Source organism: Allobosea sp. 10N428 (genome assembly GCF_056394545.1).
Map to the genome: position 1 here is coordinate 41,604 of NZ_JBFTIC010000012.1, position 22,931 is coordinate 64,534.

Genomic DNA, 22,931 nt, shown 5'->3' on the forward strand with positions numbered 1-22,931 from the left:
CTCCATGCTCGCCTACATCCTGAAACGCATCCTCGCGACGATACCGGTCATGCTGGTCGTCGCGCTGACCGTGTTCTCGCTGCTGTTCCTCGCACCCGGCGATCCCGCAACGATGATCGCGGGGGACCAGGCTTCAACGGCGGATATCGAGCGGATCAGGCAGAGCCTCGGCTTGGACCAGCCCTTCCTCGTGCAATTCGGCAACTGGCTGTGGCGGCTGGTCCATTTCGATCTTGGCAACTCCGTCTTCACGGGCCAGCCGGTGACGGCGCTGATGGCGGAGCGGGTTGGGCCGACTGTTTCGGTCATGCTGCTGACGCTCCTGCTCTCGGTCTGCATCGCCGTCCCGCTCGGCGTGGTTGCGGCCTGGAAGAGCGGCAGCTGGATCGACCGGACGATCATGAGCGTCTCGGTGGTCGGTTTCTCGGTACCGCTCTTCGTCGTCGGCTACATCCTGGCATGGGCCTTCGCCTTGAAGCTGCAATGGCTACCGCCGCAGGGCTACTCGCCGCTGTCGGAAGGGCTCTGGCCGTGGCTGCAACGCCTCATTCTGCCCGCCGTCACGCTCGGTTTCGTCTACATCGTCCTGATCGCCCGGATCACGCGCGCATCGATGCTGGAGGTCCTGCAGCAGGACTATGTCCGGACCGCGCGCGCCAAGGGCCTGGGCCCTCACTCCGTCCTGTTCCTGCACGCGCTCAAGAACGGTGCTGTGCCGGTCATCACGGTTATCGGCATCGGTTTCGCCGCGCTGATCGGCGGCACGGTCGTCACTGAAACCGTCTTCACGATACCTGGCATGGGGCGGCTGACCGTCGATGCCATCCTGCGCCGCGACTACCCCGTCATCCAAGGGCTCGTGCTGATTTTTTCGTTCGTCTACGTGCTCGTCAACCTGGCCGTGGACCTTATCTACACGCTCGTCGATCCGAGGATCCGCTATTGAACTCCTCCCTGCTCCACGCCGGCACCGTTGGCAGGTCTTCCGAAGGCTCCCGCCTTGCCGAGGCGCTCAAGCTGATGCGGCGGCATCCGACGATCCCGTTCGGATCGGCCGTCCTGATCGCAATGGTCGCGATCGCCATACTGGCCCCGATGCTGGGCACGATTGACCCGACGGCGACGTCGCTGGCGCGCCGGCTGCGCGAGCCTTCCGCCCAGTTCTTCTTCGGCACCGACATGCTCGGGCGCGACCTGTATTCCCGCGTCCTGTATGGCGCCCGCATCTCGCTGCTGGTCGGGTTTTCGGTCGCGATCCTCTCGTCGGCCGGCGGCCTGCTGATCGGCCTGATAGCGGGCTTCATCAAGCGCGTCGACGTCGTCGTCATGCGCATCATGGACGGGCTGATGTCGATCCCGTCGATGCTACTGGCGATCGCGCTGATGGCTCTCACGAAGGGCTCGGTCATCAACGTGATCGTCGCCCTGACGATCGTCGAGATCCCGCGCGTGACGCGCCTGGTCCGCTCGACGGTTCTCTCCCTACGCGAGCAGCCCTATGTCGAGGCCGCCACGGCCGCCGGTGCGAGTACGCCCCGGATCATCGTCCGCCACATCCTGCCGAACTCGCTTTCTCCCCTGATTGTGCAGGCGACCTATATCAGCGCGGCGGCGATGGTCACCGAAGCCGTGCTGTCCTTCATCGGCGCAGGGACGCCGCCGATTACACCGTCCTGGGGAAACATCATGGCGGAGGGCAGGACGCTCTGGCAGCTCAAGTTCTATATCGTGCTGATCCCGGCAGCTTTCCTTTCGGCCACAGTGCTTGCCGTCAATCTCCTCGGGGATGGGCTGCGAGATGCCCTCGACCCGCGTAGAATCTATTGAACCAACATGTCACACAGCCTGTAATCTTGATAAAGCGATCGCTCGTCCGATCGCTCCATTAACGAAGCGCAGTGTATTGGCTCGCGTCAGTCTTATAGTCGAGCCCGTATGCGCTGACAGCATTGAAGACCAGCGGCCCATCGACGCGCGCGCGGACCTCTCGCTCATCCTGGACGAGTCGCCAAGCATTGACCGTGCCTGGCGTCGGCAGGCGCAGATTGATGCCGCGGTGGCCCACGAGGTCCTGCGGCATGGCCGGAGCGGGCTGAGCTGGGGGGTAGCCGGGCGTCCCGACGATCGCCATAGGGATGTCGGGCCCGAGCCGAACCGCGACCATGTCCTTGGCGACGTGCTCGCCCAGCCTGACGGCGGCGTCGAACGCCTCGGCGACGACGTCCGAGAGCTCATAGGTCGTGACGATCTCGATAATGATATCGCGATAGTCGGCGAGAACCTTCGTTACGGCCGGCAGCAGGCAAAAGAATTGATCCTATCGCCCGTTCAACCGCAGCCCCCTAAAGGCCAGCGGCTATGCTTCCTCCCAGGGAAATGCGCGGGAACCTTTGTAAATTTGGGGCGTTTACAGACCTGCTTTGGAACACGCGAATGCAGAAGCTTCTAGTTTGCCGCGTCGGCCCGGTGTGGGCCTACCGCGATGTTACGGGGGCGACCTATGGCCACTCGCCCCATATCCAAGAGGCGGTGCAAGCTGCTCGAACCACGGCCGAACGACGAGGCGGCGAGGTGAAGTTCAGTGTTGAAGCAGAGCAACAGTATCGCTCCCTTACCAGTGTGCAACTTGACAAGGTAGCGTCAGATAAGGCCAATCGTCAAAATAGTGTTCGCGTCTGGATTCACCGGATAGCGCGCGCGGCGAAGCAAAGCAGCGATTTCATGCGGTAGCGTTGCCTTTGTACAATATGGCGGAGGCTAGATTGTCGAATAGCATGGTAGTTTCGGCAGTTCTGCGGCCAGAATTAGACGACAGCGCGAGTACGCCAGATCCTAGAGACTGGCTGGCAGCGATCATCGACGGATCGGATGATGCGATTGTCAGCAAGAACTTGAACGGAATTATCCAGAGCTGGAATGGCGGCGCGACGCGGCTGTTCGGCTACCCGCCCGAAGAAGTAATAGGCCGATCCGTCACCATCTTAATTCCGCCCGACAGGCTGAATGAAGAGCCGATGATTCTGTCGGAGATCCAGAAGGGCAACCGCGTTGATCATTTCGAGACCCAACGTCGACGCAAGGACGGCTCACTGATCGACATCTCGCTGACAATTTCGCCCATCCGTAATGAAGCTGGTAAAATCGTCGGCGCTTCTAAAATTGCCCGTGACATCACCGAACGCCTGAGAGCTCAGCAGCAACAGCAGCTGCTGATCGGCGAGATGCATCATCGCATCAAAAACCTGTTCGCCCTGGCAACGGCAATCGTCTCTATCAGCGCCCGCTCGAAGGGTAATCAAGCCGAGGTTATCGATGGGCTGCAGGCCAGACTATCTTCGTTGGCTCGGGCCCACGAACTGATCCTCGCGGACCGTTCCCACGGGCCCGATTCCGGGCACTTGACGCTTCGTTCGCTCGTCCAAGTCATCCTGGAACCCTACGCCCTCGATGACCGGATCGAGGTCTGCGGCGACGATTGTGAAATAGGGGGAAAGGCCGTCACCAATTTGGCTCTGTTGCTCCACGAATGGGCTACGAACGCCGCAAAACATGGATCATTGTCCAGGGATGCCGGCCGTCTCATGATCGAGATTTCTCGTTCCGATGATGACCTCATACTGACCTGGAAGGAGATGGGCGGACCTGCCCCCGTCCTACGAGCTGCAGGTTTCGGTAGCAGGTTGGAGCAAGGATTGGCTGGCGCATTACACGCTACCGTCGAGCGAGATTGGCAGGAGTCAGGTCTGGCCCTTTCGCTCTCTATTCCGAAAACGTCCCTAGCTTGATGGGCCTCAATCGGCTTGCAACACCGCCCTACGTTTGGCGACTATCCAGCGCCCCCTGGACTGCTTCGACCGCGTCATCGGTGGACACGTCGTCTGCGGCCGCCGCTCCTTGAGCTTACTCGGCCGTCTCGCCCCTGAATTTTAAAGTTGCACGGTAAACGGGCTGACCATCATGTTTCTCGACAGACGCGCTGAGATCCAGCGCCGGACCGTCAGGAGCTCCTCTTTGGCCATGTCGGCCAAAGCTTCCTGAGCGGCGTGCGCGGCGGCTTTGTCATCGGGGTAGACCAAAGCCTCGTCGCCTTGTCCACCTCCCGTTGTCGGTGGTGAAACGATATCCAGGCATAGGGTGATCCCATTATTTATGGCCAAACGCCAAGCTCTCTGGCGGGGTCCGTTCGCACAAAAAAGGCCCCGACAGCCGAGGCTGACGGCGCCAGGTGAGGATTCGAGGTGTCTCGAAGGCGGAACGCGCGACCGCATCCTTCGTTCCTATCCGCCGTGCGGCTTAGGTGGCGGCAGCGTCGGCGGACCGTCGCGCCAACGCCACGCCCAGCGGATCGGCGTCTGGCAGCCGGCAAGCGACAGCGATCCCAAGGCGAGAAGCATGATACGGTTCATGGACGTGTTTTGGAGGAAAGCGTGGGCCCGGCCGTGCGGGCCATCCTTCGCGGGAAGGATGCAACTGTTCTGGGCAACTGGGGTTCTTGGGCTGCGGCGTCAGAGAGGGCTCACATGAAGCACGAGCGCAGGCTAAGCGAATGCAGGAGCGCGAGCGGGACAGAGAGGCGAAGCATCGGCCGCCGAAACTCTTTTCGGATCGGGCCGCTGCCGCGCTGACGCTGGCTGCCAGGCCCGAGAATGCCGGCAAGACCATCGTGGTGATCTTCCCCGACAGCGGCGAACGCTATCTCTCCTACGTGGAATGAACCGGCGCGGCGGCCACCCCATCCGGGGGGCAGCGTCGCGCCACCGGCTCATCTGGAGATCGGCAGTTCGGTGCGATCGCGGAACCGGGCCAACCCGAAACTCGACAGATCGATGCCGCTCGCGCCATCGAAAATCGTCTGGGCGACCGCCTCGCCGATTGCTGCCGAATGCTTGAAGCCGTGCCCCGAGCAGGGGGACACCACGAGCACGCGCTCGCTGTCCGGCCAGCGATCGATGATGAAGCCGTTGTCGGGCGAGACTGTATAGAGGCAGGTCTTGCGCCGCGTCTCGCCGATCCGCAGCCCTTTCAGCCGACCTTCTGCCGCACGCGAATAGAAGGCTCTGGATTCTCCATCCTCGCTCGAGCGGTCGAAATCGTCGGGATCGACGCCGTGCGTTTTCTCACCGTGAGCGAGCTTCACCGCGCCGTCCCGCGCTGGGAAGCCGTAGAAGCCGTCCTCCGGGCGCGGGCCGTAGGACCAGATGTAGACCGGGGCCTCGTCCCAGCCCGCCGGCACCGAGGGATCGACCCGATACCAGTGCAGGATCTCGCGGGTTGGCCGTAGCAGGCTCGCGATGCGGGGGCCGAGCAGGCGGCCGGCCCAGGCACCCGCGCTGACCACGACTTGGCCAGCCGCGATCGTGCCACGCCCCGTTCGCAGCTCGACATGATCGCCATGCGGCACGATCTCGCTTACGCGCGTGTCGAAAGCCGCGCGCGCGCCCGATGCCTCGGCGAGACGGAGCTGGACTGCGATGCAGCGCTCCGGGCTGAGATACCCGCCCTCCGGTTCGTAATAGACGCGGTCGCTTTCGGACAGGCTCAGCCAGGGATAGCGGCGACCTGCTTCGTCCGCGCCGATCAGTTCATGGCGCGTGCCAGTTGCACGCGCGACGGCAAGCGTGCGCTCGACGAAATCGGCCGGGCTCGGCCGTGGCACCTCGCTCGATATGGCGAGAAATCCGACGCGCCCGAACAGGCTCTCCCCGCTGCGCTCTTCGAGCTCCGCCCAGATCTCGTGTGACCGACGCACGAGTGGGGCCAGCGCCGATCCTTCTGCGACAGCCAGGCGCGTAATGCGCGTCTCTCCGTGGCTCGAGCCCAGCTCGTGCGGTGGCCGGAACTGGTCGACGCCGAGGACGTCCGCTCCCCGTGCGGCGAGCTGGAAAAGGCTGGCGGCGCCCATGGCGCCGAGGCCGAGTACGACGATGTCCGCCGTCAGACGGTTGTTCATGGGAGGCGACCTTGCAGTGGCACGACACGAACTGGCCGCTCAGGCGGCTACGGCCGGCCGCCGCCAGCCCAGCTCCGGAGCGACGCGGCGCAGCACGTCGTCCAGGATCTGCTGGTATTCGGCGAGCTCGAAATCATAGGGCAGCTCCAGCCTGAAGGCCGTCGCATGAGGCAGGACCGGATCGCTGCGCAGCTGCGACAGAATCTGGTCGGTGCTGCCGACGAGATCGGGGGCGAAAAGCGTACGCTTCGGTCCTTGCGGGTCCAGAGTGCGGGCCGTCCGGCCTTGCGCATAATCCGCGTAGCGGCGGCGCGAGGCGACATCGGCGCCATCCGTCGGAACGATGACCCGCCCCAGCGCAATCTGCGGCGGACGTGCGCCGGACCAGGCGTCGAGGAAGGTTTCGACGATGTGCTGCTGGGCCTCAAAGAAGCGATCCGTCGTCTCGCCCTGGACGATGTTGCCGGTCAGCAGATCAAAGCCGTTGTGCCCGGCCCAGGCGGCCGAGCGCAACGAGCCGCCGCCGTACCATAGGCGCTCGTCGAGTCCGGGCGCGACAGGATGCAGGCGCGGCCGCTGCGGCCCGGCGGGCGAGGCGATCACCGCATGCTCGTCGCCCAGCAGCGGGCTGCGCAGGTTCTCGCGCAGGCGCAGCGCCCGTTCGTAACCGTAGTCGGCGGCCTTGGGAACGCCGTCGAAGAAATGCGCGCCGAGATAGTCGGAATGGGCGGGCGCGCCGACGCTGATCCCAATTTGCAGGCGCCCGTGGGACAGAGCGTCGACCGTGGCGAGATCCTCGGCGAGGCGGAACGGATTCTCGTAGCCGAGCTGGATGACCGCCGTACCGAGCTCGATCCGGCGCGTGCGCTGGCTTGCGGCGGCGAGAAAGGTCGCGGCCGAGGAGACGCCGCGCTCGAGATGCCGTTGCCGGACCCAAGCCGAATCGTAGCCGAGGCGCTCACCCAGCGCGAACAACTCGAGCCCTCGCTCGAGGCCGGCGGCGGGATCGTCCAGGGTAAAGGTGCCGGGTGTCAGGAAGCCGAGCGAGGCAATAACCATCGCGCCCTCAATATTTCGGCAGGCCGGGAGGATTGGTCTGCGGCTTGTCGAGGCGCTCCTCTTCGACGCCCCAGCGCTTCAGAGCGGCGTCGAAGCGGCCGTCGCGATACACGCCGTCCAGCGCGATCGTGATCGCCTCGGCGAGGCCGGCCCCCTTCCGGGTCGCGACAGCGACGTCCGAGCGCTCGGGCCAGCCGGCGCTGAGCACGCCGACGCGCCTGATGTTCCGGTCGCGCTGCTGGATGAAGAGAAGCTGCGCATGGGGCTGGACGATGACGTCGGCGCGCCCGGAGGACAGGGCCAGCAGGCGATTGGCCTCGTCGTCGAAGGCGATGAGCTCAATCGGCCTGAGCCCGCCGGCGACGTTCTGCTTGCTCCATTCAAGCAGGATGCGTTCCTGGTTGGTGCCGGCGCCGAGCACGACGCGCAGGCCTGCCAGATCCTTCGGCTCGGCGATCTTCTCGACCTTGCTGTCGGCCTTGACGAAGAAGCCATGCAGCCCGAGCCGGTAGCTGGAGAAATCGAACTTCTCCTTGCGCTGCTCCGTCACGCCGATATTCGAGATCGCCGCGTCGTATTTGCCGGAGATCACGCCGAGCGGCCAGTCGGCCCAGGGTGTCGGTACGAGCTTGAGCTTGAGGCCGAGGCTGTCGGCGATGAGCTGGGCGACATCCGGATCCGCACCCACCAGCGTATTGGAGTCGGTCGCATAGGTTGCAAGGGGCGGCGTGCTGGCGTTGGTCGCCACCGTGAACACGCCGGGCTCCACGAACTTGAAGTCCTTCGAGATTGCCGTGATGGCGGCCGGGTTGGGCTGCACGCGCGGCCGGCCTGGCTGTTCGGGATTGAGGTCGTAGACCGACTGGGCGAGGGCAGGCGCCGCGAGCGAGAATACGGCGGCGGCGATGGCCGCTCTGCGGGTGATCATGGCGGGTCTCCGAGCGAAGGGGGCGCCCACCGGCGCCCCGTAGATCGAGGGGAAGAAAGCTGGCGAAGACGCGCAGGTCAGCTCTTGGGCAGACCCGCCGGATTGGCCCGGGAGAGTTCTATCGCCTCTGCCGCGAGGCCCCAGCGCGCCAGCGACTTCTGGTAGTTGCCGTTCTTGATCTGAGCGTTGATGACGGCGGCGATCGCATCCGCGAAGCCCGCGCCCTTCTTCGTCGTCACGGCGATCTCGGCGGTCTCCGGCCAGCCGCCCGAGAAGGAGCCTACCAGCCGGGTGGTGCCGGTCTGCGCGGACTTGAAGCCGAGGATGCCGTTCGGCCCGAAATAGACGTCGGCCCGGCCGGAATCGAGCGCGAGATAGAGCACGACATCGTCGTCGTAATACTGCACCTCGGTGGTCTTGAGGCCCTTGGCCTCATTGGCCTTGATCCAGCGCAGCAGGATCTGCTCCTGGTTGGTGCCCGACGAGACGATGACCTTAAGCCCTGCGATATCTTCCGGCTTGGTGATTTCCTTGATGCCGCTCTTGGCGCCGGCATACAGGCCTAGCTGGTCCTTGCGGTAGGTCGAGAAGTCGAACTTCTCCTTACGCTGCTCGGTGACCGTGATGTTCGAGATCGCCGCGTCGTATTTGCCGGACGTGACGCCCAGCGGCCAGTCGGCCCAGGCCACCTGCACCAGTTCGAGCTTCAGGCCGAGGCCGTCGGCGACGAGCCGGGCGATGTCGGGCTCGGAGCCGACGATGACCTTCTGGTCGTCGGTCGCGTTGATGCCGAAGGGTAAGCGAGTGCCGGTGGTGGCGATGGTGAGTGTGCCCGGCTTTGCGAGCTTCACATCCTTCAAGAGCTTGATCGCCTCGGGGACCGCCTCGGCGCGTTGCTGACCCTTCTGCGCCGCGGTCAGGTCGAAGCTCTGCTGCGCCAAGGCGAGCGAGGGGAATAGCGCGGCTCCGGCGAGGAGGCCGAGCAAGGCGCGGCGGGAAAATGCGTTCGACGAGGTCATGGTCGGGCCTTTCGGTCGAGAGGGGGATGGAGGCGGTGGGGCTTCACAGCACCTTGGCGAGGAATTCCGCGGTGCGCGGCTGTTCGGGCGCGTCGAGCACCCGCTCTGGTGGGCCGGCCTCGACGATGCGGCCGCCATCCATGAAGACGACCTGGTCGGCAACCTCGCGGGCGAAGCCGATCTCGTGGGTGACGATGACGAGGGTCGCGCCGGAACGGGCCAGCTCCTTGATGACGGCCAGCACCTCGCCGACCAGTTCGGGGTCGAGCGCCGAGGTGGGCTCGTCGAAGAGCAGCGCCTTGGGCTTCAGCGCCAGCGCGCGGGCGATCGCGACGCGCTGCTGCTGCCCGCCCGAGAGCTGGCGCGGATAGGCATTGGCCTTGTCGGAGAGGCCGACGCGGGCGAGAAGTTCGCGGGCCGCGGCCTCGGCTTCGGCACGGGTCGTGCGGCGCGCATGGATTGGCGCCTCGACGATGTTCTCCAGCGCCGTCAGATGCGGAAACAGGTTGAAGTTCTGGAACACCATGCCGACATCGACTCGCCGGCTAAGTACCTCGCGCTCCTTCAGCTCGTAGAGGAGCTCGCCCTGCTGCCGATAGCCGATGAGCTGGCCGTCGAGCGTGATCGCGCCGCGATCGAGGCGTTCGAGATGGTTGATCGAGCGCAGCAGCGTCGACTTGCCCGAGCCGGACGGGCCGATGATCGCGGTGACCGAGCCCGAAGGCAGAGTCAGCGAGACGTCGTCGAGCACCTTGAGCTCACCGAAACTCTTGGAGACGCTTCGGATGGTGATCTCGCCGCCGCGGCGATGGGCGAGCGGGGCCTGTGCGACAGGCTCGCCCGGCACGGTGGGCGTCGCCGCGGCCGAGGCGCTGCCGCGCGCGAAGCGCCGCAGCAGCGGGTCGAAGATCGAGGGCGGGCGCTGGCGTAACGCGCCGCGGGCGTAATAGCGCTCGATCTGGGACTGGACCACCGACAGCGCGGTCAGGATGACGAGATACCAGACCGTCGCCACCATCAGCAGCGGGATCACCTCCAGATTGCGGCGATAGATGACCTGGACGGTGTAGAACAGCTCCGGCAACGCCAGGATGTAGACGTTGGAGGTGCCCTTCGCGAGGCCGATGATGTCGTTGAAGGCGGTCGGCGTGATCGAGCGCATCGCCTGCGGCAGCACAATGCGGAAGAACTGGCGCCGCTTCGGCAGGCCCAGCGCGGCCGCGGCCTCGTGCTGGCCCTGGTCGACGGCAAGCAGGCCGCCGCGGATGAACTCGGCCGAGAACGCGGCCTGGTTGAGCGTCAGGCCGAGCACCGCCGCCATGAAGGGACTGATGAGCTGTGTCGTCGGGTAGGAGAACAGCGTCCAGCCGGTGAAGGGCACGCCGAGCGAGACGGTCTCGTAGAGATAGCCGAGATTGTTGAGGATCAGCAGGAGGACGATCAACGGGATCGAGCGGAAGATCCAGACGAAGGTCCAGGACACCGCCGCCAGCGGGGCCGAGCCAGAGAGCCGCGCCAGCGCCAGAAGCGCCCCGAAGGTGAAGCCGAGCAGAGCGCCGAGCAGCGTCAGAAGCAGCGTCCGGCCGAGACCGACCAGCACGGGTTCCGCGAAGAACCACTCGGCGAACACGTCCCAGCCCCAGCGCGGATTGCCCAGCACCGAATTGAGCACGGCGACGACGACGATGATTGCGAAAGCGCCGCCGGCGATGCGCCAGGGATTACGGGCCGGAACGATCCGGAGCCCGGCGCGTCCCGCATGCACGGACGTCGGGGGAACGGTCGCGGCGTTGCCGTCGAGGGCGAGGGTCATGGCTGGATCCTGTGACGGGATGGGGGCTCAGGCCGAAACGGCGAAGGCCTCAAAGGGCAGGTCGATCGACGCGACGAGGCGTTTGCGGAAGGGCAGATGGCTGAACTTGCCGGCGTCGACGTTCAGGTCGAAATGCGGCTCGTAGCCGAGCGATCGATAGAGCTCGACAGCCTCCGGCTGGCGGCTGCCGGTCGTCAGGTAGAAGCGGCGGTAGCCCTGTTCCAGCGCCAAACGCTCCAGTTCGCGCACGACCCGGGCGGCCAGCCCCTGGCGGCGCAGATCGGAGCGCGCCCAAACACGCTTGACCTCGGCCGTCTCGGGCTCCGCATGAGGCATGAAGGCGCCGCCGGCGATAGGCTCCCGGCCTCGCAACAACAGCAGGAAATGGCCGCGCGGCGGCAGGAACAGCTCGGGCGGGTAGCGATGGAGCTCGACGACAGCCGGGTCGCGGCCGGGGACATCGCCATAGCGGCCGTCATATTCTCGGATCAGATCCTGAATCAGGGGCTGCGCCAGCGGATCTTCCGGGCTGGTCGAGACAAACAAATCCGTCATCGGATTCTCCGTCATCAGGCGAGGAAGCGCTCGGCGAGGCGCGTCCAGTAGGGCGCGGCCGGCGCGATCAGCGCGTCGTTGAAGTCGTATTGGGGAGAGTGCAGCGGCGGCCCCTTGCCCGCTCCGACGAAGAGGAAGGCGCCGGGCCGCTCCTCGAGGAAGTAGGCGAAATCCTCGCTCGCCGTCCGCGGCGCCAGATTCGGCTCCACCCCGGCGGCGCCGAAGACGGCGAGCCCCGTCTCGCGCGCGAACTGCGATGGGCCCGCATGGTTGACCACGGCCGGCATTCCCAGCCGGTATTCGACGTCCGCCGTCGCGCCAAAGGCCTCGGCCTGCGCCTTCACCAGGGCCGGCAGGCGCTCGGAGAGGAGCCGGCGCACCTCGGGAGAGAAGCTGCGGATCGTCGCCTGGAGCTCGACCGAATCCGGAATGACGTTGGAAGCCGTGCCGCCATGGATCGAGCCGACCGTGACGACGGCTGCCTCCAGCGGGGGAACGTTGCGGGAGACCAGGCTCTGCAGCGCCGTCACCACATGGGCAGCGGCGAGCACGGGATCGACCGTCTCATGCGGCGCGGCGCCGTGACAGCCGTGGCCGACGATCCTGATGACGGCCTTGTCCACCGCCGCCATGGCCGGGCCGTCCACGAATCCGAACACGCCCTCGGGCACCCCCGGCCAGTTGTGCAGGCCGAAGATCGCATCGACCGGGAAGCGCTCGAAGAGGCCGTCGCGGATCATGCTTCTGGCGCCGACGGAGATCTCCTCGGCCGGCTGGTAGATCAGCCGCAGCGTGCCGTCGAAGCGCTTGCGCCGGGCGAGCGCCCGGGCGGCGGCGAGCAGGATCGCGGTATGCCCGTCATGGCCGCAGGCGTGCATCACGCCGGCATTCCGGCTCGCATGCGGCAGGTTCGTCGCCTCGGCGATCGGCAGCGCGTCGAAGTCGGCACGGATGCCCAGCGCCCTCGTGCCGGTTCCGACACGCAGCGTGCCGACGACGCCCTCGCCGCCGATCCCGGTCTCGACGTCGTAGCCCCACTCGCCCAGCAACTCGGCGATATGCCGGGCCGTCTCCTTCTCCTGCGTCGAGAGCTCCGGATTCTGGTGGAAATGACGGCGCAGCGCGATGAAGCGATCGAGTTCTTCCGCGACCTCGGGAAGGACAGGCGACGGATTGCGGACCGGCGCGTTCATCCGGCCACCGCCAGCGCCTGAGCGGGCTGCGCCTGCGCATAGCGGCTCACCTTGAACGGCAAGCCGAGATGGTCGCGCAAGGTTTCGCCCGCGAGATCGCGGCTATAGCGGCCGCGCGCTTCCAGCTCGGGCACGACCAGCTCGACGAAATCGGCGAACCCCTCGGCCGTCACCGGGAAGCCGAGGATGAAGCCGTCCGCCGCCCCAGCGTCGATCCAGCGAATGATCTCCCCGGCGACATGCGCGCCGGTGCCGATGAAATTGGGCTTGGGTGTCGCGGCCGCAAGCGCCGCTTCGCGCAAGGTCTGATTCTGCTCCCGCGCAGTCTTCTTGATGCGGTCGGTCGTCGAGCGGAAGCTGTTCTTGCCGATGTCGCCGAGCTCGGGAAACGGCGCATCGAGCGGGTATTGCGTGAAGTCGTGATGATCGAAATAGCGGCCGAGATAGGCCAGCGCGTCGTCGATCGAGATCAGGTTGCGGATGACCTCGTATTTCGCCTGCGCCTCCTCGGCCGTGCGCCCGACGATCGGCCCGATGCCGGGGAAGACCTTGACGTCGTCGGCGCTGCGGCCATGGGCGACGGCGGCGACGCGCACCTGGTCGCGGAAGGCCTTCGTCTCTTCGAGCGAGGGCGAATGGGTGAAGACGGCGTCGGCATATTTGCCTGCGAGCTTGATGCCTGCGTCCGACGAGCCAGCCTGGAAGATCACCGGCTGGCCCTGCTTCGACCGGCCGATATTGAGCGGCCCCTCGACCTGGAAGAAGCGGCCCTTGTGGTCGAGCCGGTGCAGCTTGGCCGGATCGAAGAAACGGCCGCTCTTACGATCCCTGACGACCGCGTCCTCATCCCAGGAATCCCAGAGGCCCTGTGTCACCTCGAGATATTCGTCGGCGATCTCGTAGCGCAGCGCGTGCTCGGGATGCGGTCTGCTGTAGTTCGTCGCCGAGCCTTCCAACGGGGTCGTAACGACGTTCCAGCCGGCGCGGCCCTTCGAGATTTGATCGAGCGAGGCGAATTGCCGGGCGACGGTGAACGGATCCGAATAGGAGGTCGAGACCGTGCCGGCGAGCCCGATCTTCGTCGTCGCGACCGCCAGCGCCGAAAGGATCGTCAGCGGCTCGAAACGATTGAGGAAATGCGGGATCGACTTCTCGTTGATGTAGAGCCCGTCCGCCACGAAGGCGAAGGCGATGCCGGCGGCTTCCGCCCTGCGGGCGGTCTCGACGTAGAAGTCGAGATTGACGCTGGCGTCCGCTGGGCCGGACGGGTGACGCCAGGAATTCATATGCCCGCCGGCGCCTTGAAGCATGATGCCAAAGGAGACGGGTTTCGCGGCGTTCGCGCTCATGGGGGGCCTCGTCGGGTTGGAGAGGGATGCAGGATCAGGCTGCGGCCCGCTGGGCGCCGGCGGCGATCAGCTCGATGGAGTGCCGGCGCGCGGCCGCGTCGCGGACCGGGTTGTCGAGCACGACCTCCGCCACGCCGAAGCGCGTCGCCAGGGCATCGAGCTCGGCGCGCACCTCCTCGCCGGTGCCGGCGATGACGTGGGGATGGGTCTCGCGGACGGTGAAGTTTGCGTCGCCCGCCTCGCGCGCGAAGCTCTCTGCCTGCTCGCGGCTGCGCAGATTCACCGCGCGACCATCCGAGAGCGTCACGCGGAAGATGCGCGTCTCCCGCACTGCCTCCCGTGCCGCCGCCGAGGACGATGCCGCGAAGGCATGAACCGCCAGCGCCGGCGCTTGGCCGCCCCCGGCTCGATAGGCCCCGAGGCTGGCTTCGATGAGCGCGGCATCACCGTTGAAATGACCGGCAAAGACGAATTCCCAGCCGAGCCGCGCGGCGAGAGCGCCGCTCTCCGGCGAGCCGCCAAGCAGAATGCGCCGCGGTGTAGCGCGGGCGAGCGGCCGGGCGAGATCGTCATTTAAATAGCCCTCGAGCGCCTCGACCAGAGCAGTGAAATCCGGCGGCACTGAGCGGTCCAGACGGGACTGGAGAGCCTGCGTCGCCAGAGGAAGCCCGCCCGGCGCCCGGCCGATGCCGAGATCGACGCGGCCGGGTGCAAGGGCGGAGAGCAGTTTGAAGCTCTCAGCGACCTTGAACGGGCTGTAATGCTGCAGCATCACCCCGCCGGAGCCGACGCGGATGCGATCGGTCGAAGCGAGGATCCAGGCCGCCAGAATCTCCGGCGCGACGCCTGCAACCTCGCCGTTGCCGTGGTGCTCGGCCAGCCAGAAGCGATGGTAGCCCAGCCGCTCGGCGTGGCGGGCATAGGCGACGGAATCGGCAAGCGCCTGCTCGGGATCCGAGCCGTCCGCGATCGGACTCTTGTCTAGCAGGCTCAGCGCGTAAATCATGTTTCGCTCCGCAGGCCCATCGAGGGCGAGAGGCGGCGATTGTCACGGCGCGCGACCGTCCGGCGAAATAAGGATTGAGAATTTTCTTATCGTCAGCGTCGATAACACTCGGAATCCGAACGCTTGCTTCTCCTCTAAATCGCGATCGGAGAGAACTTCTTCTCTGCCGCAACCAAAATTCGCGATAAGGCCCTAGCTCCTCGGGGGCGTCCGGCAAAAGGGCGCGGCCATCCGGGCCGTCTGCTCAGCCACAGCCCGCGGCCATCGCAACGAGAGACCCGCAGAAGAGCGCATTCGCCAGCCCCGCATCATGGCGGAAGTCCTCCTCCGGGTGGGGTCGACTTCGGAAAGACCCCCTCGCGCTCACCCCTTATGATCGCGGTCTTCGCCCACGCGTCCGGATCGCCAACTTCCCTTCCTGATCGATGAATCTCCAGCAGTTCCGCATTGTTCAGGAGGCCGTCCGCAGCGGCTTCAACTTCACCGAGGCCGCGGCCGCGCTGAACACGTCGCAATCCGGTGTCTCGAAGCACATCAAGGATCTCGAGCTCGAACTCGGCGTCGCGTTGTTCGAACGGCGCGGCAAGCGCATGCTGGGCCTCACCGAGGCCGGGCGCGCCGTGCTCGGCTATGTCGAGCGCATTCTCGCCGACGCGACGAGCATCAAGCGCGTGACCGGCCATCTCCGCGACCCGTCGGCGGGCGAGTTCGTGATCGCCACGACCCACACCCAGGCGCGCTACGCCCTGCCCGAAATCGTCAAGCGCTTCCGGTCGGAGTTTCCGCAGGTCAGGCTCTCGATCAGCCAGGGCGATCCCGGCGACATCGTCACCCGCCTGCGCGAGGGTTCAGCCCATATCGGCATCGCGACCGAAAGCCTCACGAGCGCCGCCGAACTCGCGACCTTTCCCTACTACACTTGGCGCCACATCGTCATCGCCGACCGCTCAGACCCCCTCGCCGGTCGAACCGGGCTCGACCTCGCGACGATCGCGCAGCGGCCGATCGTGACCTACGGCCTCGGCTTCACCGGTCGGCCGCTGATCGACGCGGCGTTCCGGGAACAAGGCCTGACACCGGACATCGTCGTCGACGCCATCGATACGGACGTGATCAAGTCCTATGTGGCTCTCGGGCTGGGGCTCGGCATCGTCACTGAGATCGCCTTCGATCCGAAACGGGACGAGGATCTTGTCAAGATCGCCGACGATCTGTTTCCCGAGGCGACCTCCTACATCGCCGTGCCGCGCGGGCGTTTCCTGCCCGGCTACGCCCAGCGCTTCATCGAACTCTGCCGGCCGGAGCTGACAGCCGCGACGGTGCGCGCCGCGGTCGGCTCTGAGCCGCGATGAGTCCAGCCGGTCACACGCGTCCAGCAGGTCATCGACCTGCGACGCGTGTGGTCTTCTTCGACGGCCGATCGGCCGTTTCCTCCGCAACGGAGCCGTCACATCATGAGCACGCCGCGCGACACCATCTTCCTGATCGAACCCGGCTTCGCCGACCCCAAGCTGCCGGGCAAGCTCTGGTTCTGCCCGTTCTGCAATCAAATCGAAGGTGTGCTGGCGAGCTTTCCCGCCTTGAAGGACGCCGTCGAAGTCCGGCGCGTGCCCTTCGCTCGCCCGCGCGAGGCGGTCATCGCCGCGCTGGACGAAGCCCATCAAGGCCTGCCGGTCCTCGTTTTCGCCGACGCATCCACCGCTCCGCCCGATGCCCTTGAGAGCGACGGCCGCCGCTTTCTCAACGACACGCGCCGCATTCTCGAAGTTTTGGCCGAACGGCACGGCACGCCCTGGCCGCACTGAGGCCGGCACGCCCGGCGCGAGCGGAACGGACATGCTGGCGGCATCTCCCAGGCAGGGGCTTCAGTGAATGCTTTCGAGAAAAAGGCAAGCGCCATGCCTCGCTGCGATAGAATAATTTCAATGCGTTACAGCAATGCATCGGAAGTGCATTCTCGGTATCCGCCATTATTATTATCGAGAAGAAGCATATGCGATCATTGAATTTGACAGATCAGCCGCGCGAGCCATTGAATTGCATCGTCTGCCTTCTTCCAGGGCATTGATCTGTCCAGCATAGGCACCGGCAACGATCGCGCACCAGCGACCGGCCGGCCGATGGTGGAAAGGCTGTCCTGCCGCGCCGATGCCACCGCGCGTCGCGAAAAGGCCGTTCACGGAGATCTCACCATGACTGACGTCTTCATCCGGTCGTCGCATCACGACGATCCGGCACACCCCCTCGTCGAGGGGCTGATCCGGGAATATGACGGCCGCTACGGCGCCAACAGCCGGCCGGGCGGCGCCCGCTCGGAACTGTTCCGCTATCCGTCCGAGGCCTTCCAGCCCCCGTTAGGCGATTTCATCCTCCTGCAGCGCGATGGCCGCACGATCGCCGGCGGCGCCTTCATGAGCCATGACGACGAGACCGCCGAGCTCAAGCGCATCTGGACGGATGGCGACGTTCGCCGCCAGGGGCTCGCCGAGCGCGTCGTCGCGGAGCTCGAGGTGCGCGCCGCAGCGCTCGGCTATACGCGCGCCTACCTGACGACCGGATTCCGCCAACCCGAAGCGACCGCGCTCTATCTCAAGCTGGGTTATCGGCCGCTCTTCGACGTTGCGGCCGATCCGGCTCTCTATCGCTCCCTGCCCTTCGAGAAGCAGATCGGCCGCGCGGCCGCGCGCCCGGACGCCTCGCCGGTCAAGCCGCCGGCCGAGTCGCTCGAGGCCGCGACCGCACGCGTGGCCGTGATTAAGCAAGAGCAGGAAGCCCGCATCCTGGCGCGCCTTACCCATCACGGCGTGCTGGCCGCCTGATCCCTCTCCGGACCAACGACATGAACCCGATCGAACCGCTCATCCTCGGCGTTACAGTGGATCTCGGCGGCCGCGCCCACGGCCTTGCGACGAACTGGCGGCAACGCTGGGCGCGTTTGATCACGACGCTCGACGGCGTGGCCGAATTCGCGGTTCTGGAGGACGGCTTCGGCCGCCCGGACGGTGACGGCCCGGACGCCACCCTGCTCGCCAACTGGTTGGCGCCCCTGGCGCCGCGGATAGGCCTCATCGCGGGAGCGGCGCTCAACCTTGCCGAGCCTTTCCATGTCTCGACCGCGATCGCGACGCTCGACCATGTCAGCGAAGGCCGGGCCGGCCTGCTCGTGCAACGTTTGCGGAGTGAACGAAACGCGGCGGCATTCGCGGCGATCGGCCGTCTCAACGGCTTTCCCGATGCCGGAAGCGAAAAGGCGCTCGACCGTGATCTCGCCGACGCCATCGACGTCGTCCGGCGCCTCTGGGACAGTTGGGAGGACGACGCGGTCATCCGGGACACCCGCACGCAGCGCTATCTCGACGGTGGCAAGCTGCACTACGTCGACTTCGCAGGAGAGGCCTTCAAGGTTCTCGGTCCCTCGATCACCCCGCGCCCGCCGCAGGGGCAGCCGGTCGTCGCCGCGCGCTGGGCCCCCGGCGATGACGATACGACGGCCGTCCAGGCTGACCTCACCGTCCTGGGGATCGCGCACATCGCCGCCTTCAGGGAGCGCCCCGGCGCGAAGCAGACGCTGATCGTGGCCGAGCTCGGCGAGAGCGATACCCTGTTCGCGGCTTTGCGGCGGGCCGCCGCGGCCGGTGCGCGCGCGGTGAGCCTCACATTGTCGGGCGCGCCGGAGGAGGCTGAAGCCTTCGCGACCCATACCGCGCCGGCACTGCGCGCAGCCGGTCTCGTGCGGCCGGCGGCCGGAGGATCGCTGCGGCGGCGCTTCGGCCTGCCGGCGACGCCCAGCCGCTACGCATCCGCGGCCTGAAGACGAGGGTTGATGTCATGAGCAGGAAACAGGTCATCCTCGGCGCGCAGTTTCCCGGCGTGAATAATTTCACCGTCTGGAGCGACCCTCAGGCCGGCAGCCAGATCGCCTTCTCGTCCTTCCACCGCCTTGCCGAGACGGTGGAGCGCGGCAAATTCGACTTCATTTTCCTTGCCGAAGGCCTGCGCATCCGGGAGCAGAAGGGCCGTTTCCACGAGCTTGACGTGGCAGGTCGCCCCAACACCTTGGCCATCCTGACCGCGCTTTCCTCGGTTACCCACCATGTCGGTCTCATCGGCACACTGACCACGACCTTCAACGAGCCCTATCCGCTGGCGCGCCAGCTCGCCACGCTGGACATCCTCTCCGAAGGCCGCTCGGGCTGGAACGTCGTGACCTCTCCCGGGGCATTCACCGGCGCCAATTTCCGGCGCGGCGACCATCTGCCCTTCGCCCAGCGCTATGAACGCGCCCGCGATTTCATCGAGACCGCGCGCAAGATATGGGGCGGCGGTGCATTCGAAGCCCATGGAGCGCATTTCGACATTGCCGGGACGACCGACGCCGCGCCCTTGCCGCAGGGCAGGCCGGTCATCGCGCAGGCCGGCGATTCCGACGCCGGACGCGAGCTCGCAGCAAGCCATGCCGACCTGATCTATTCGCGCCACGGCACGCTCGATGAGGGGCAGGCTTTCTATGCCGACGCCAAGGACCGCCTCGCCCGGTACGGCCGCAGCCGCGATTCGCTGAAAATCCTGCCCGGGGCCAATTTCGTTCTCGGCGACACTCCGGAGGAGGCGAAGGCGCGCCACCGCGCCATCCGGCTCCAGCAGGTCAGCCCCAAGGGCGCGATCGTTTTTCTGGAGCAGGTCTGGAATCGCGATCTCTCCGCCTGCGATCCCGACGGCCCCTTGCCGGAGATCGAGCCGGATGTTTCTGCCCAACTCGCTCAAGGCCGCGCGAACCGCTACGATGACAGGCTCGAAACCGCCAAGGCCTGGCGCGAACTGGCCGAAGACGAGGGGCTCAGCATCCGCGACCTCATCATCCGCGTGACCGAGCGCAAGCAGTTCATCGGCACGCCGCATCAGATCGCAGAAGAGATCGACCGCCATGTGCAGGAGGACGCGGCCGATGGCTTCGTCTTCGCCCCGCATCTTACGCCGGGCGGTTTCGACGAATTCGTCGAGAAGGTCATCCCGGTGCTGCAGGATCGCGGCGTATTCCGCCGCGACTATCAGCACACGTCGCTGCGCGACCATCTCGGCCTCGCGGCCTGACGCCGCGGCCGAAGGCGGCGATGAATGAACGGATCGGCCTCATGAGCGCCACGACGGAGCATCTCTGTTACATCCCCAACGCCGTCGATTTCGGGCATCGCGGCGACACCGTCAGCGCCGACCACAACAGCCTGGAGACGCTGACGCGCCATGCCAGGGCGCTGGAGGAAAACGGCTGGGCCGGCGCGCTGATCGGCACGGGTTGGGGACGGCCCGACACCTTCACGCTCGCGACCGCGCTCGCCGTTCGCACGACGCGGTTCCAGCCACTGATTGCGATCCGCCCGGGCTACTGGCGCCCGGCTCATCTTGCCGCGGCCGGCGCGACGCTGGACCGTCTCAGCGACGGCCGGGTCCGTTTCAACATCGTTTCCGGCAAGGACGACCTTGCCGCCTATGGCGACAGCGAGGGCGACCAGGCCCACCGCTACGAGCGGACGCGGGAGTTCATGCGTCTCATCCGCCGCCTGTGGACGAAGGAGAATGTGACCTTCGAAGGCGCGTATTTTCGGGTCACGGATTCGACGGCCCAACCCCGCATCCGCGTCAGCGGCGATAGGCGGCATCCGCCGCTCTATTTCGGCGGTGCCTCGGAGGCGGCCGAGCGCGTCGCAGCGGTGGAGGCGGACGTTCAGCTCTTCTGGGGCGAGCCGCTTGACGACATCCGTCAGCGGATCGAGCGTCTCAAGGCGCTCTCCAGGCGGCTGGACCGCGATCTGCCTCCTCTGGAATTCGGCTTACGGATCACCACGCTCGTGCGCGACAGTTCTTCCGAGGCCTGGGCTGCGGCCGAGGCCAAGGTCGCGGAAATGGCGACGGGCAGCGGTGCGAGCTGGAATGATCACCGGCGCGGCGTCGCAGTCGGCCAACAGCGCCTCTTCGACCTGCAGGCCCGCGGTGGGGTGCTCGACAGCGCTCTCTACACCACGCCCGGAAAGTTCGGTGGTGGCGGCGCGGGGACGACTTGGCTGGTCGGCTCGGCGGAAGAAGTCGCGCAGTCCCTGCTCAAATACCGCGATCTGGGCATCACCAAGTTCATCCTGTCGGACACACCCTATCTACGCGAGATCGAACGGCAGGGCCGGACCTTGCTGCCCCTGTTGCATAACGGCCAGAGAGCCCGATCGGCCGATCGAGGAGCGACATGAACTACTTGCCCACCCGCCTCACGGCGGACGACATCGCGACGGATGCCTTCAAATCCGTGATGCGGAATGTGGCCGGCGCGGTGAGCATCGTCACCGCTTGCCATGGCGGCGGCAGGGCGGGCCTGACCGCGACCTCCGTCACCGCGCTATCCGCAGAGCCGCCGACGGTGATCGTCTGCGTCAACCGCACAGCCTCGGCCTGGCCTGTGATCGAGGCGGCCGGCCATTTCGCGATCAACGTGCTCGGCGCCCGGCACAGACCGATCGCCGACCACTTCGCGGGGCGTGGCGGCTTCAAAGGAGAGGCCCGCTTCGCCGGTGCGGACTGGGGGACGCTCGTGACCGGGGCCCCGACGCTCGACGGCGCCCTTGCCGTCATCGATTGCGACACGGAAGAGGCGCTCGAGCGTCACTCCCACACGATCCTCATCGGGCGCATCAAGGCGATCAGCCACGCCCAGAACGAGGGCGCGCTGCTCTATTGGCGCGGCGTCTACGGCCAGCTCGACGACGAATTGCAGGCCGGCGCCGGCATTTAGTGAAGGATGGCCGCAAGACACAGTGGTGCAAGTTCGGGCTCTTAGCCGGGCTGACGGCCACGGCAGGACATGTCGCAGTCTCCTGGCTCTGCGATGGCGACCGCATGGTGTCAGTGGTGGATCGAAGAGCCGTCGAACGGGCTGGCTCGAATGCGCGACAGTTCGGCCGCGACGAGTTCCGGCGAGGCGTCATCCTCGGTCCGGAAGGCGCGTCGTAGCCAGCCATTGGCGTCGACCAGAACCTGCGCTGGCGGCACAGGGCCGCCGGTGAGCGCGGCCAAGGCCACCGCCCAAGGCGCTGGATCCTCAACGGAGCAGCGCTCGGTGGCTCCGTCGACCTGAGCGAGCACGGTTTCACTCTCGCCGCCGCTCACTAGCAGCCACATCGGCTTGCCGTTTCCTGGCGAAAGCAGTGTTCCGTCGGCACAGCGGGCGTCGAAGCCCGGCACGCGCGCCGCGCCGGACCAGCTCATCTCGGCAGGCGAGAAAATGCGGGCGCGGGCGGTCGAATGCGGGTGCGGACCCGGTCTGTTCAAACGGGGACATTGGGGAGGATCTTCTGCGCAAAGGCCTTGGCGTCGGTGTTCTTGCGAATCACGTTGACGAGCTTGAGAACAGGGCGACGTCGTCGCGAAACGCCGCGCCGGTGGAATGATGGTCATGGGTGTGGCTGCGCAGGATCGCGGCTACCGTCTCGGGCGTGACCTTGGCCGGAACGAAGGGCGCGAAGATCTCGGCCCTCTCGTCGGGATTGGCCGCCGTCCAGGCCTGTGCCTCGACGATGGCGCGCGAGATCGCTCCGGCGACCTCGGGCTGGTTGCGGATCAGGGCGCCGCGCAGGCCGAGCACGCAGCAGGTCGATTTCGCGTACTGGCCTTCGAGATTAGTGGCGAGCTCGACGAGCTTGTCGCGTTCCCGGATCAGGTAGAGATGCGGATCGTCGCCGGCGAGCGCCTGGACTTCGCCCTTCTTCAGCGCTTCGCCGAACAGGTCCTGGGGAAGCTCACGTCCTTCTCGGGATCGAGCCCGATCTCGGCGAGGCGGATGGCGAAGAAATTCCGCACCGGGCTCGCCGGATCGGTCACGGCGACCGACTTGCCCTTGAGATCCTTGAGGCTACGGATGTTGGCGGTTTCGGGCACCAGCAGCCGCATCCATCATCTCACGCTCGCTTCCGCGCAACCTCGGCCCGAGGCAGATGGGCCTTATCCCACGGCAGGAGAGGTCTTTGCTTCCAAAGCGCGGCGACGAGGGAAGAACGAATCCACCGTGAGAGCAGTC

At 66.2% G+C, this 22,931-nt stretch carries 25 protein-coding genes; 12 read left to right on the forward strand and 13 right to left on the reverse strand.

Features of this window, described 5'->3' with window-relative positions; translation table 11 throughout:
* Positions 1–4: 4 nt before the first annotated feature.
* Positions 5–946: an ABC transporter permease gene (locus AC1DDA_RS24705; RefSeq protein ID WP_441514145.1), complete on the forward strand. Its 942-nt coding sequence runs from the start codon at positions 5–7 to the stop codon at positions 944–946.
* Positions 943–1,827, forward strand: coding sequence for an ABC transporter permease (locus AC1DDA_RS24710; protein ID WP_441514144.1), 885 nt, complete (start codon positions 943–945; stop codon positions 1,825–1,827). Before AC1DDA_RS24705 ends, AC1DDA_RS24710 begins: the two co-directional genes overlap by 4 nt.
* 58 nt (positions 1,828–1,885) lie before the next feature.
* Here the strand turns inward: AC1DDA_RS24710 and AC1DDA_RS24715 are convergent, their stop codons facing one another.
* Entirely contained in the window at positions 1,886–2,302 is a 417-nt protein-coding gene (locus tag AC1DDA_RS24715) for a LysR substrate-binding domain-containing protein (protein WP_476797794.1), read from the reverse strand.
* A 131-nt stretch (positions 2,303–2,433) separates the two neighbouring features.
* On the opposite strand from AC1DDA_RS24715, the gene AC1DDA_RS24720 reads away from it, so the two are divergent.
* The 3 genes from AC1DDA_RS24720 (at position 2,434) to AC1DDA_RS24730 (ending at position 4,714) form a co-directional block, all read left to right on the forward strand.
* Complete coding sequence (locus AC1DDA_RS24720) at positions 2,434–2,730, forward strand: hypothetical protein (RefSeq protein ID WP_476780957.1); 297 nt, start codon at positions 2,434–2,436, stop codon at positions 2,728–2,730.
* Positions 2,731–2,762: 32 nt separating this feature from the next.
* The gene (locus AC1DDA_RS24725; protein ID WP_441514143.1) at positions 2,763–3,785 is read left to right on the forward strand and encodes a PAS domain S-box protein; all 1,023 of its coding nucleotides are present in this window, start codon (positions 2,763–2,765) and stop codon (positions 3,783–3,785) included.
* A gap of 761 nt (positions 3,786–4,546) precedes the next feature.
* Positions 4,547–4,714 carry a hypothetical protein gene (locus AC1DDA_RS24730; RefSeq protein ID WP_441514142.1) on the forward strand — a complete coding sequence of 56 codons (168 nt, stop codon included), beginning with the start codon at positions 4,547–4,549 and terminating at the stop codon, positions 4,712–4,714.
* A gap of 48 nt (positions 4,715–4,762) precedes the next feature.
* Here AC1DDA_RS24730 and solA read toward each other — a convergent pair whose 3' ends face one another.
* From solA to AC1DDA_RS24775, 9 genes are all read right to left on the reverse strand, one after another.
* On the reverse strand, positions 4,763–5,950 hold the full coding sequence (solA, locus tag AC1DDA_RS24735; RefSeq protein ID WP_441514141.1) for an N-methyl-L-tryptophan oxidase: 1,188 nt from the start codon (positions 5,948–5,950) through the stop codon (positions 4,763–4,765).
* Between the two features lie 39 nt (positions 5,951–5,989).
* Complete coding sequence (locus AC1DDA_RS24740) at positions 5,990–7,009, reverse strand: LLM class flavin-dependent oxidoreductase (RefSeq protein ID WP_476797778.1); 1,020 nt, start codon at positions 7,007–7,009, stop codon at positions 5,990–5,992.
* 7 nt (positions 7,010–7,016) lie between these two features.
* Positions 7,017–7,937 carry an ABC transporter substrate-binding protein gene (locus AC1DDA_RS24745; protein ID WP_441514139.1) on the reverse strand — a complete coding sequence of 307 codons (921 nt, stop codon included), beginning with the start codon at positions 7,935–7,937 and terminating at the stop codon, positions 7,017–7,019.
* 77 nt (positions 7,938–8,014) lie between these two features.
* Positions 8,015–8,956, reverse strand: coding sequence for an ABC transporter substrate-binding protein (locus AC1DDA_RS24750; protein ID WP_441514138.1), 942 nt, complete (start codon positions 8,954–8,956; stop codon positions 8,015–8,017).
* Positions 8,957–8,999: 43 nt separating this feature from the next.
* Entirely contained in the window at positions 9,000–10,769 is a 1,770-nt protein-coding gene (locus AC1DDA_RS24755; RefSeq protein ID WP_441514137.1) for an amino acid ABC transporter permease/ATP-binding protein, read from the reverse strand.
* A 27-nt stretch (positions 10,770–10,796) separates the two neighbouring features.
* A complete protein-coding gene (locus AC1DDA_RS24760; RefSeq protein WP_441514136.1) occupies positions 10,797–11,324 on the reverse strand; it encodes a GNAT family N-acetyltransferase in 528 nt (175 codons plus the stop codon).
* Between the two features lie 14 nt (positions 11,325–11,338).
* Positions 11,339–12,517, reverse strand: coding sequence for a M20 aminoacylase family protein (locus AC1DDA_RS24765; RefSeq protein ID WP_441514135.1), 1,179 nt, complete (start codon positions 12,515–12,517; stop codon positions 11,339–11,341).
* Entirely contained in the window at positions 12,514–13,866 is a 1,353-nt protein-coding gene (locus tag AC1DDA_RS24770) for an LLM class flavin-dependent oxidoreductase (protein ID WP_441514134.1), read from the reverse strand. The genes AC1DDA_RS24765 and AC1DDA_RS24770 overlap by 4 nt, the downstream gene beginning before the upstream one ends.
* Before the next feature lie 34 nt (positions 13,867–13,900).
* The gene (locus AC1DDA_RS24775; RefSeq protein WP_441514133.1) at positions 13,901–14,872 is read right to left on the reverse strand and encodes an MsnO8 family LLM class oxidoreductase; all 972 of its coding nucleotides are present in this window, start codon (positions 14,870–14,872) and stop codon (positions 13,901–13,903) included.
* Positions 14,873–15,297: 425 nt separating this feature from the next.
* Between AC1DDA_RS24775 and AC1DDA_RS24780 the strand changes: the two genes are divergently transcribed.
* From AC1DDA_RS24780 to AC1DDA_RS24810, 7 genes are all read left to right on the forward strand, one after another.
* Positions 15,298–16,224 carry a LysR substrate-binding domain-containing protein gene (locus AC1DDA_RS24780; RefSeq protein WP_441514132.1) on the forward strand — a complete coding sequence of 309 codons (927 nt, stop codon included), beginning with the start codon at positions 15,298–15,300 and terminating at the stop codon, positions 16,222–16,224.
* Positions 16,225–16,326: 102 nt separating this feature from the next.
* Positions 16,327–16,677 (forward strand): DUF3088 domain-containing protein, encoded by a 351-nt coding sequence (locus AC1DDA_RS24785; protein ID WP_441514131.1) that lies wholly within the window; start codon positions 16,327–16,329, stop codon positions 16,675–16,677.
* A gap of 387 nt (positions 16,678–17,064) precedes the next feature.
* On the forward strand, positions 17,065–17,691 hold the full coding sequence (locus AC1DDA_RS24790) for a GNAT family N-acetyltransferase (protein WP_441514130.1): 627 nt from the start codon (positions 17,065–17,067) through the stop codon (positions 17,689–17,691).
* 20 nt (positions 17,692–17,711) lie between these two features.
* Positions 17,712–18,683 carry an LLM class flavin-dependent oxidoreductase gene (locus AC1DDA_RS24795; protein WP_476797779.1) on the forward strand — a complete coding sequence of 324 codons (972 nt, stop codon included), beginning with the start codon at positions 17,712–17,714 and terminating at the stop codon, positions 18,681–18,683.
* A gap of 17 nt (positions 18,684–18,700) precedes the next feature.
* Entirely contained in the window at positions 18,701–19,963 is a 1,263-nt protein-coding gene (locus AC1DDA_RS24800) for an LLM class flavin-dependent oxidoreductase (RefSeq protein ID WP_441514128.1), read from the forward strand.
* A gap of 41 nt (positions 19,964–20,004) precedes the next feature.
* Positions 20,005–21,111 carry an LLM class flavin-dependent oxidoreductase gene (locus AC1DDA_RS24805; RefSeq protein ID WP_476797780.1) on the forward strand — a complete coding sequence of 369 codons (1,107 nt, stop codon included), beginning with the start codon at positions 20,005–20,007 and terminating at the stop codon, positions 21,109–21,111.
* Entirely contained in the window at positions 21,108–21,650 is a 543-nt protein-coding gene (locus tag AC1DDA_RS24810) for a flavin reductase family protein (protein WP_441514126.1), read from the forward strand. The genes AC1DDA_RS24805 and AC1DDA_RS24810 overlap by 4 nt, the downstream gene beginning before the upstream one ends.
* 110 nt (positions 21,651–21,760) lie before the next feature.
* On the opposite strand, the gene AC1DDA_RS24815 is transcribed toward AC1DDA_RS24810, so the two are convergent.
* The 3 genes from AC1DDA_RS24815 to AC1DDA_RS24825 are packed head-to-tail and all read right to left on the reverse strand — an operon-like array spanning position 21,761 to position 22,804.
* Positions 21,761–22,186: a hypothetical protein gene (locus AC1DDA_RS24815; protein WP_476797781.1), complete on the reverse strand. Its 426-nt coding sequence runs from the start codon at positions 22,184–22,186 to the stop codon at positions 21,761–21,763.
* A 58-nt stretch (positions 22,187–22,244) separates the two neighbouring features.
* Positions 22,245–22,640 carry an ABC transporter substrate-binding protein gene (locus AC1DDA_RS24820; RefSeq protein WP_476797795.1) on the reverse strand — a complete coding sequence of 132 codons (396 nt, stop codon included), beginning with the start codon at positions 22,638–22,640 and terminating at the stop codon, positions 22,245–22,247.
* Positions 22,622–22,804: a PhnD/SsuA/transferrin family substrate-binding protein gene (locus AC1DDA_RS24825; protein WP_441514124.1), complete on the reverse strand. Its 183-nt coding sequence runs from the start codon at positions 22,802–22,804 to the stop codon at positions 22,622–22,624. Before AC1DDA_RS24825 ends, AC1DDA_RS24820 begins: the two co-directional genes overlap by 19 nt.
* Between the last annotated feature and the right edge of the window lie 127 nt (positions 22,805–22,931).

Bases quoted from the DNA above. Each gene is read 5' to 3' on its own strand.
- AC1DDA_RS24705 (WP_441514145.1), top strand. From the start codon at position 5: ATGCTCGCCTACATCCTGAAACGCATCCTCGCGACGATACCGGTCATG.
- AC1DDA_RS24720 (WP_476780957.1), top strand. From the start codon at position 2,434: ATGCAGAAGCTTCTAGTTTGCCGCGTCGGCCCGGTGTGGGCCTACCGC.
- AC1DDA_RS24730 (WP_441514142.1), top strand. From the start codon at position 4,547: ATGCAGGAGCGCGAGCGGGACAGAGAGGCGAAGCATCGGCCGCCGAAA.
- solA (WP_441514141.1), bottom strand. From the start codon at position 5,950: ATGAACAACCGTCTGACGGCGGACATCGTCGTACTCGGCCTCGGCGCC.
- AC1DDA_RS24740 (WP_476797778.1), bottom strand. From the start codon at position 7,009: ATGGTTATTGCCTCGCTCGGCTTCCTGACACCCGGCACCTTTACCCTG.
- AC1DDA_RS24745 (WP_441514139.1), bottom strand. From the start codon at position 7,937: ATGATCACCCGCAGAGCGGCCATCGCCGCCGCCGTATTCTCGCTCGCG.
- AC1DDA_RS24750 (WP_441514138.1), bottom strand. From the start codon at position 8,956: ATGACCTCGTCGAACGCATTTTCCCGCCGCGCCTTGCTCGGCCTCCTC.
- AC1DDA_RS24755 (WP_441514137.1), bottom strand. From the start codon at position 10,769: ATGACCCTCGCCCTCGACGGCAACGCCGCGACCGTTCCCCCGACGTCC.
- AC1DDA_RS24760 (WP_441514136.1), bottom strand. From the start codon at position 11,324: ATGACGGATTTGTTTGTCTCGACCAGCCCGGAAGATCCGCTGGCGCAG.
- AC1DDA_RS24765 (WP_441514135.1), bottom strand. From the start codon at position 12,517: ATGAACGCGCCGGTCCGCAATCCGTCGCCTGTCCTTCCCGAGGTCGCG.
- AC1DDA_RS24770 (WP_441514134.1), bottom strand. From the start codon at position 13,866: ATGAGCGCGAACGCCGCGAAACCCGTCTCCTTTGGCATCATGCTTCAA.
- AC1DDA_RS24775 (WP_441514133.1), bottom strand. From the start codon at position 14,872: ATGATTTACGCGCTGAGCCTGCTAGACAAGAGTCCGATCGCGGACGGC.
- AC1DDA_RS24780 (WP_441514132.1), top strand. From the start codon at position 15,298: ATGAATCTCCAGCAGTTCCGCATTGTTCAGGAGGCCGTCCGCAGCGGC.
- AC1DDA_RS24785 (WP_441514131.1), top strand. From the start codon at position 16,327: ATGAGCACGCCGCGCGACACCATCTTCCTGATCGAACCCGGCTTCGCC.
- AC1DDA_RS24790 (WP_441514130.1), top strand. From the start codon at position 17,065: ATGACTGACGTCTTCATCCGGTCGTCGCATCACGACGATCCGGCACAC.
- AC1DDA_RS24795 (WP_476797779.1), top strand. From the start codon at position 17,712: ATGAACCCGATCGAACCGCTCATCCTCGGCGTTACAGTGGATCTCGGC.
- AC1DDA_RS24800 (WP_441514128.1), top strand. From the start codon at position 18,701: ATGAGCAGGAAACAGGTCATCCTCGGCGCGCAGTTTCCCGGCGTGAAT.
- AC1DDA_RS24805 (WP_476797780.1), top strand. From the start codon at position 20,005: ATGAGCGCCACGACGGAGCATCTCTGTTACATCCCCAACGCCGTCGAT.
- AC1DDA_RS24810 (WP_441514126.1), top strand. From the start codon at position 21,108: ATGAACTACTTGCCCACCCGCCTCACGGCGGACGACATCGCGACGGAT.
- AC1DDA_RS24825 (WP_441514124.1), bottom strand. From the start codon at position 22,804: ATGCGGCTGCTGGTGCCCGAAACCGCCAACATCCGTAGCCTCAAGGAT.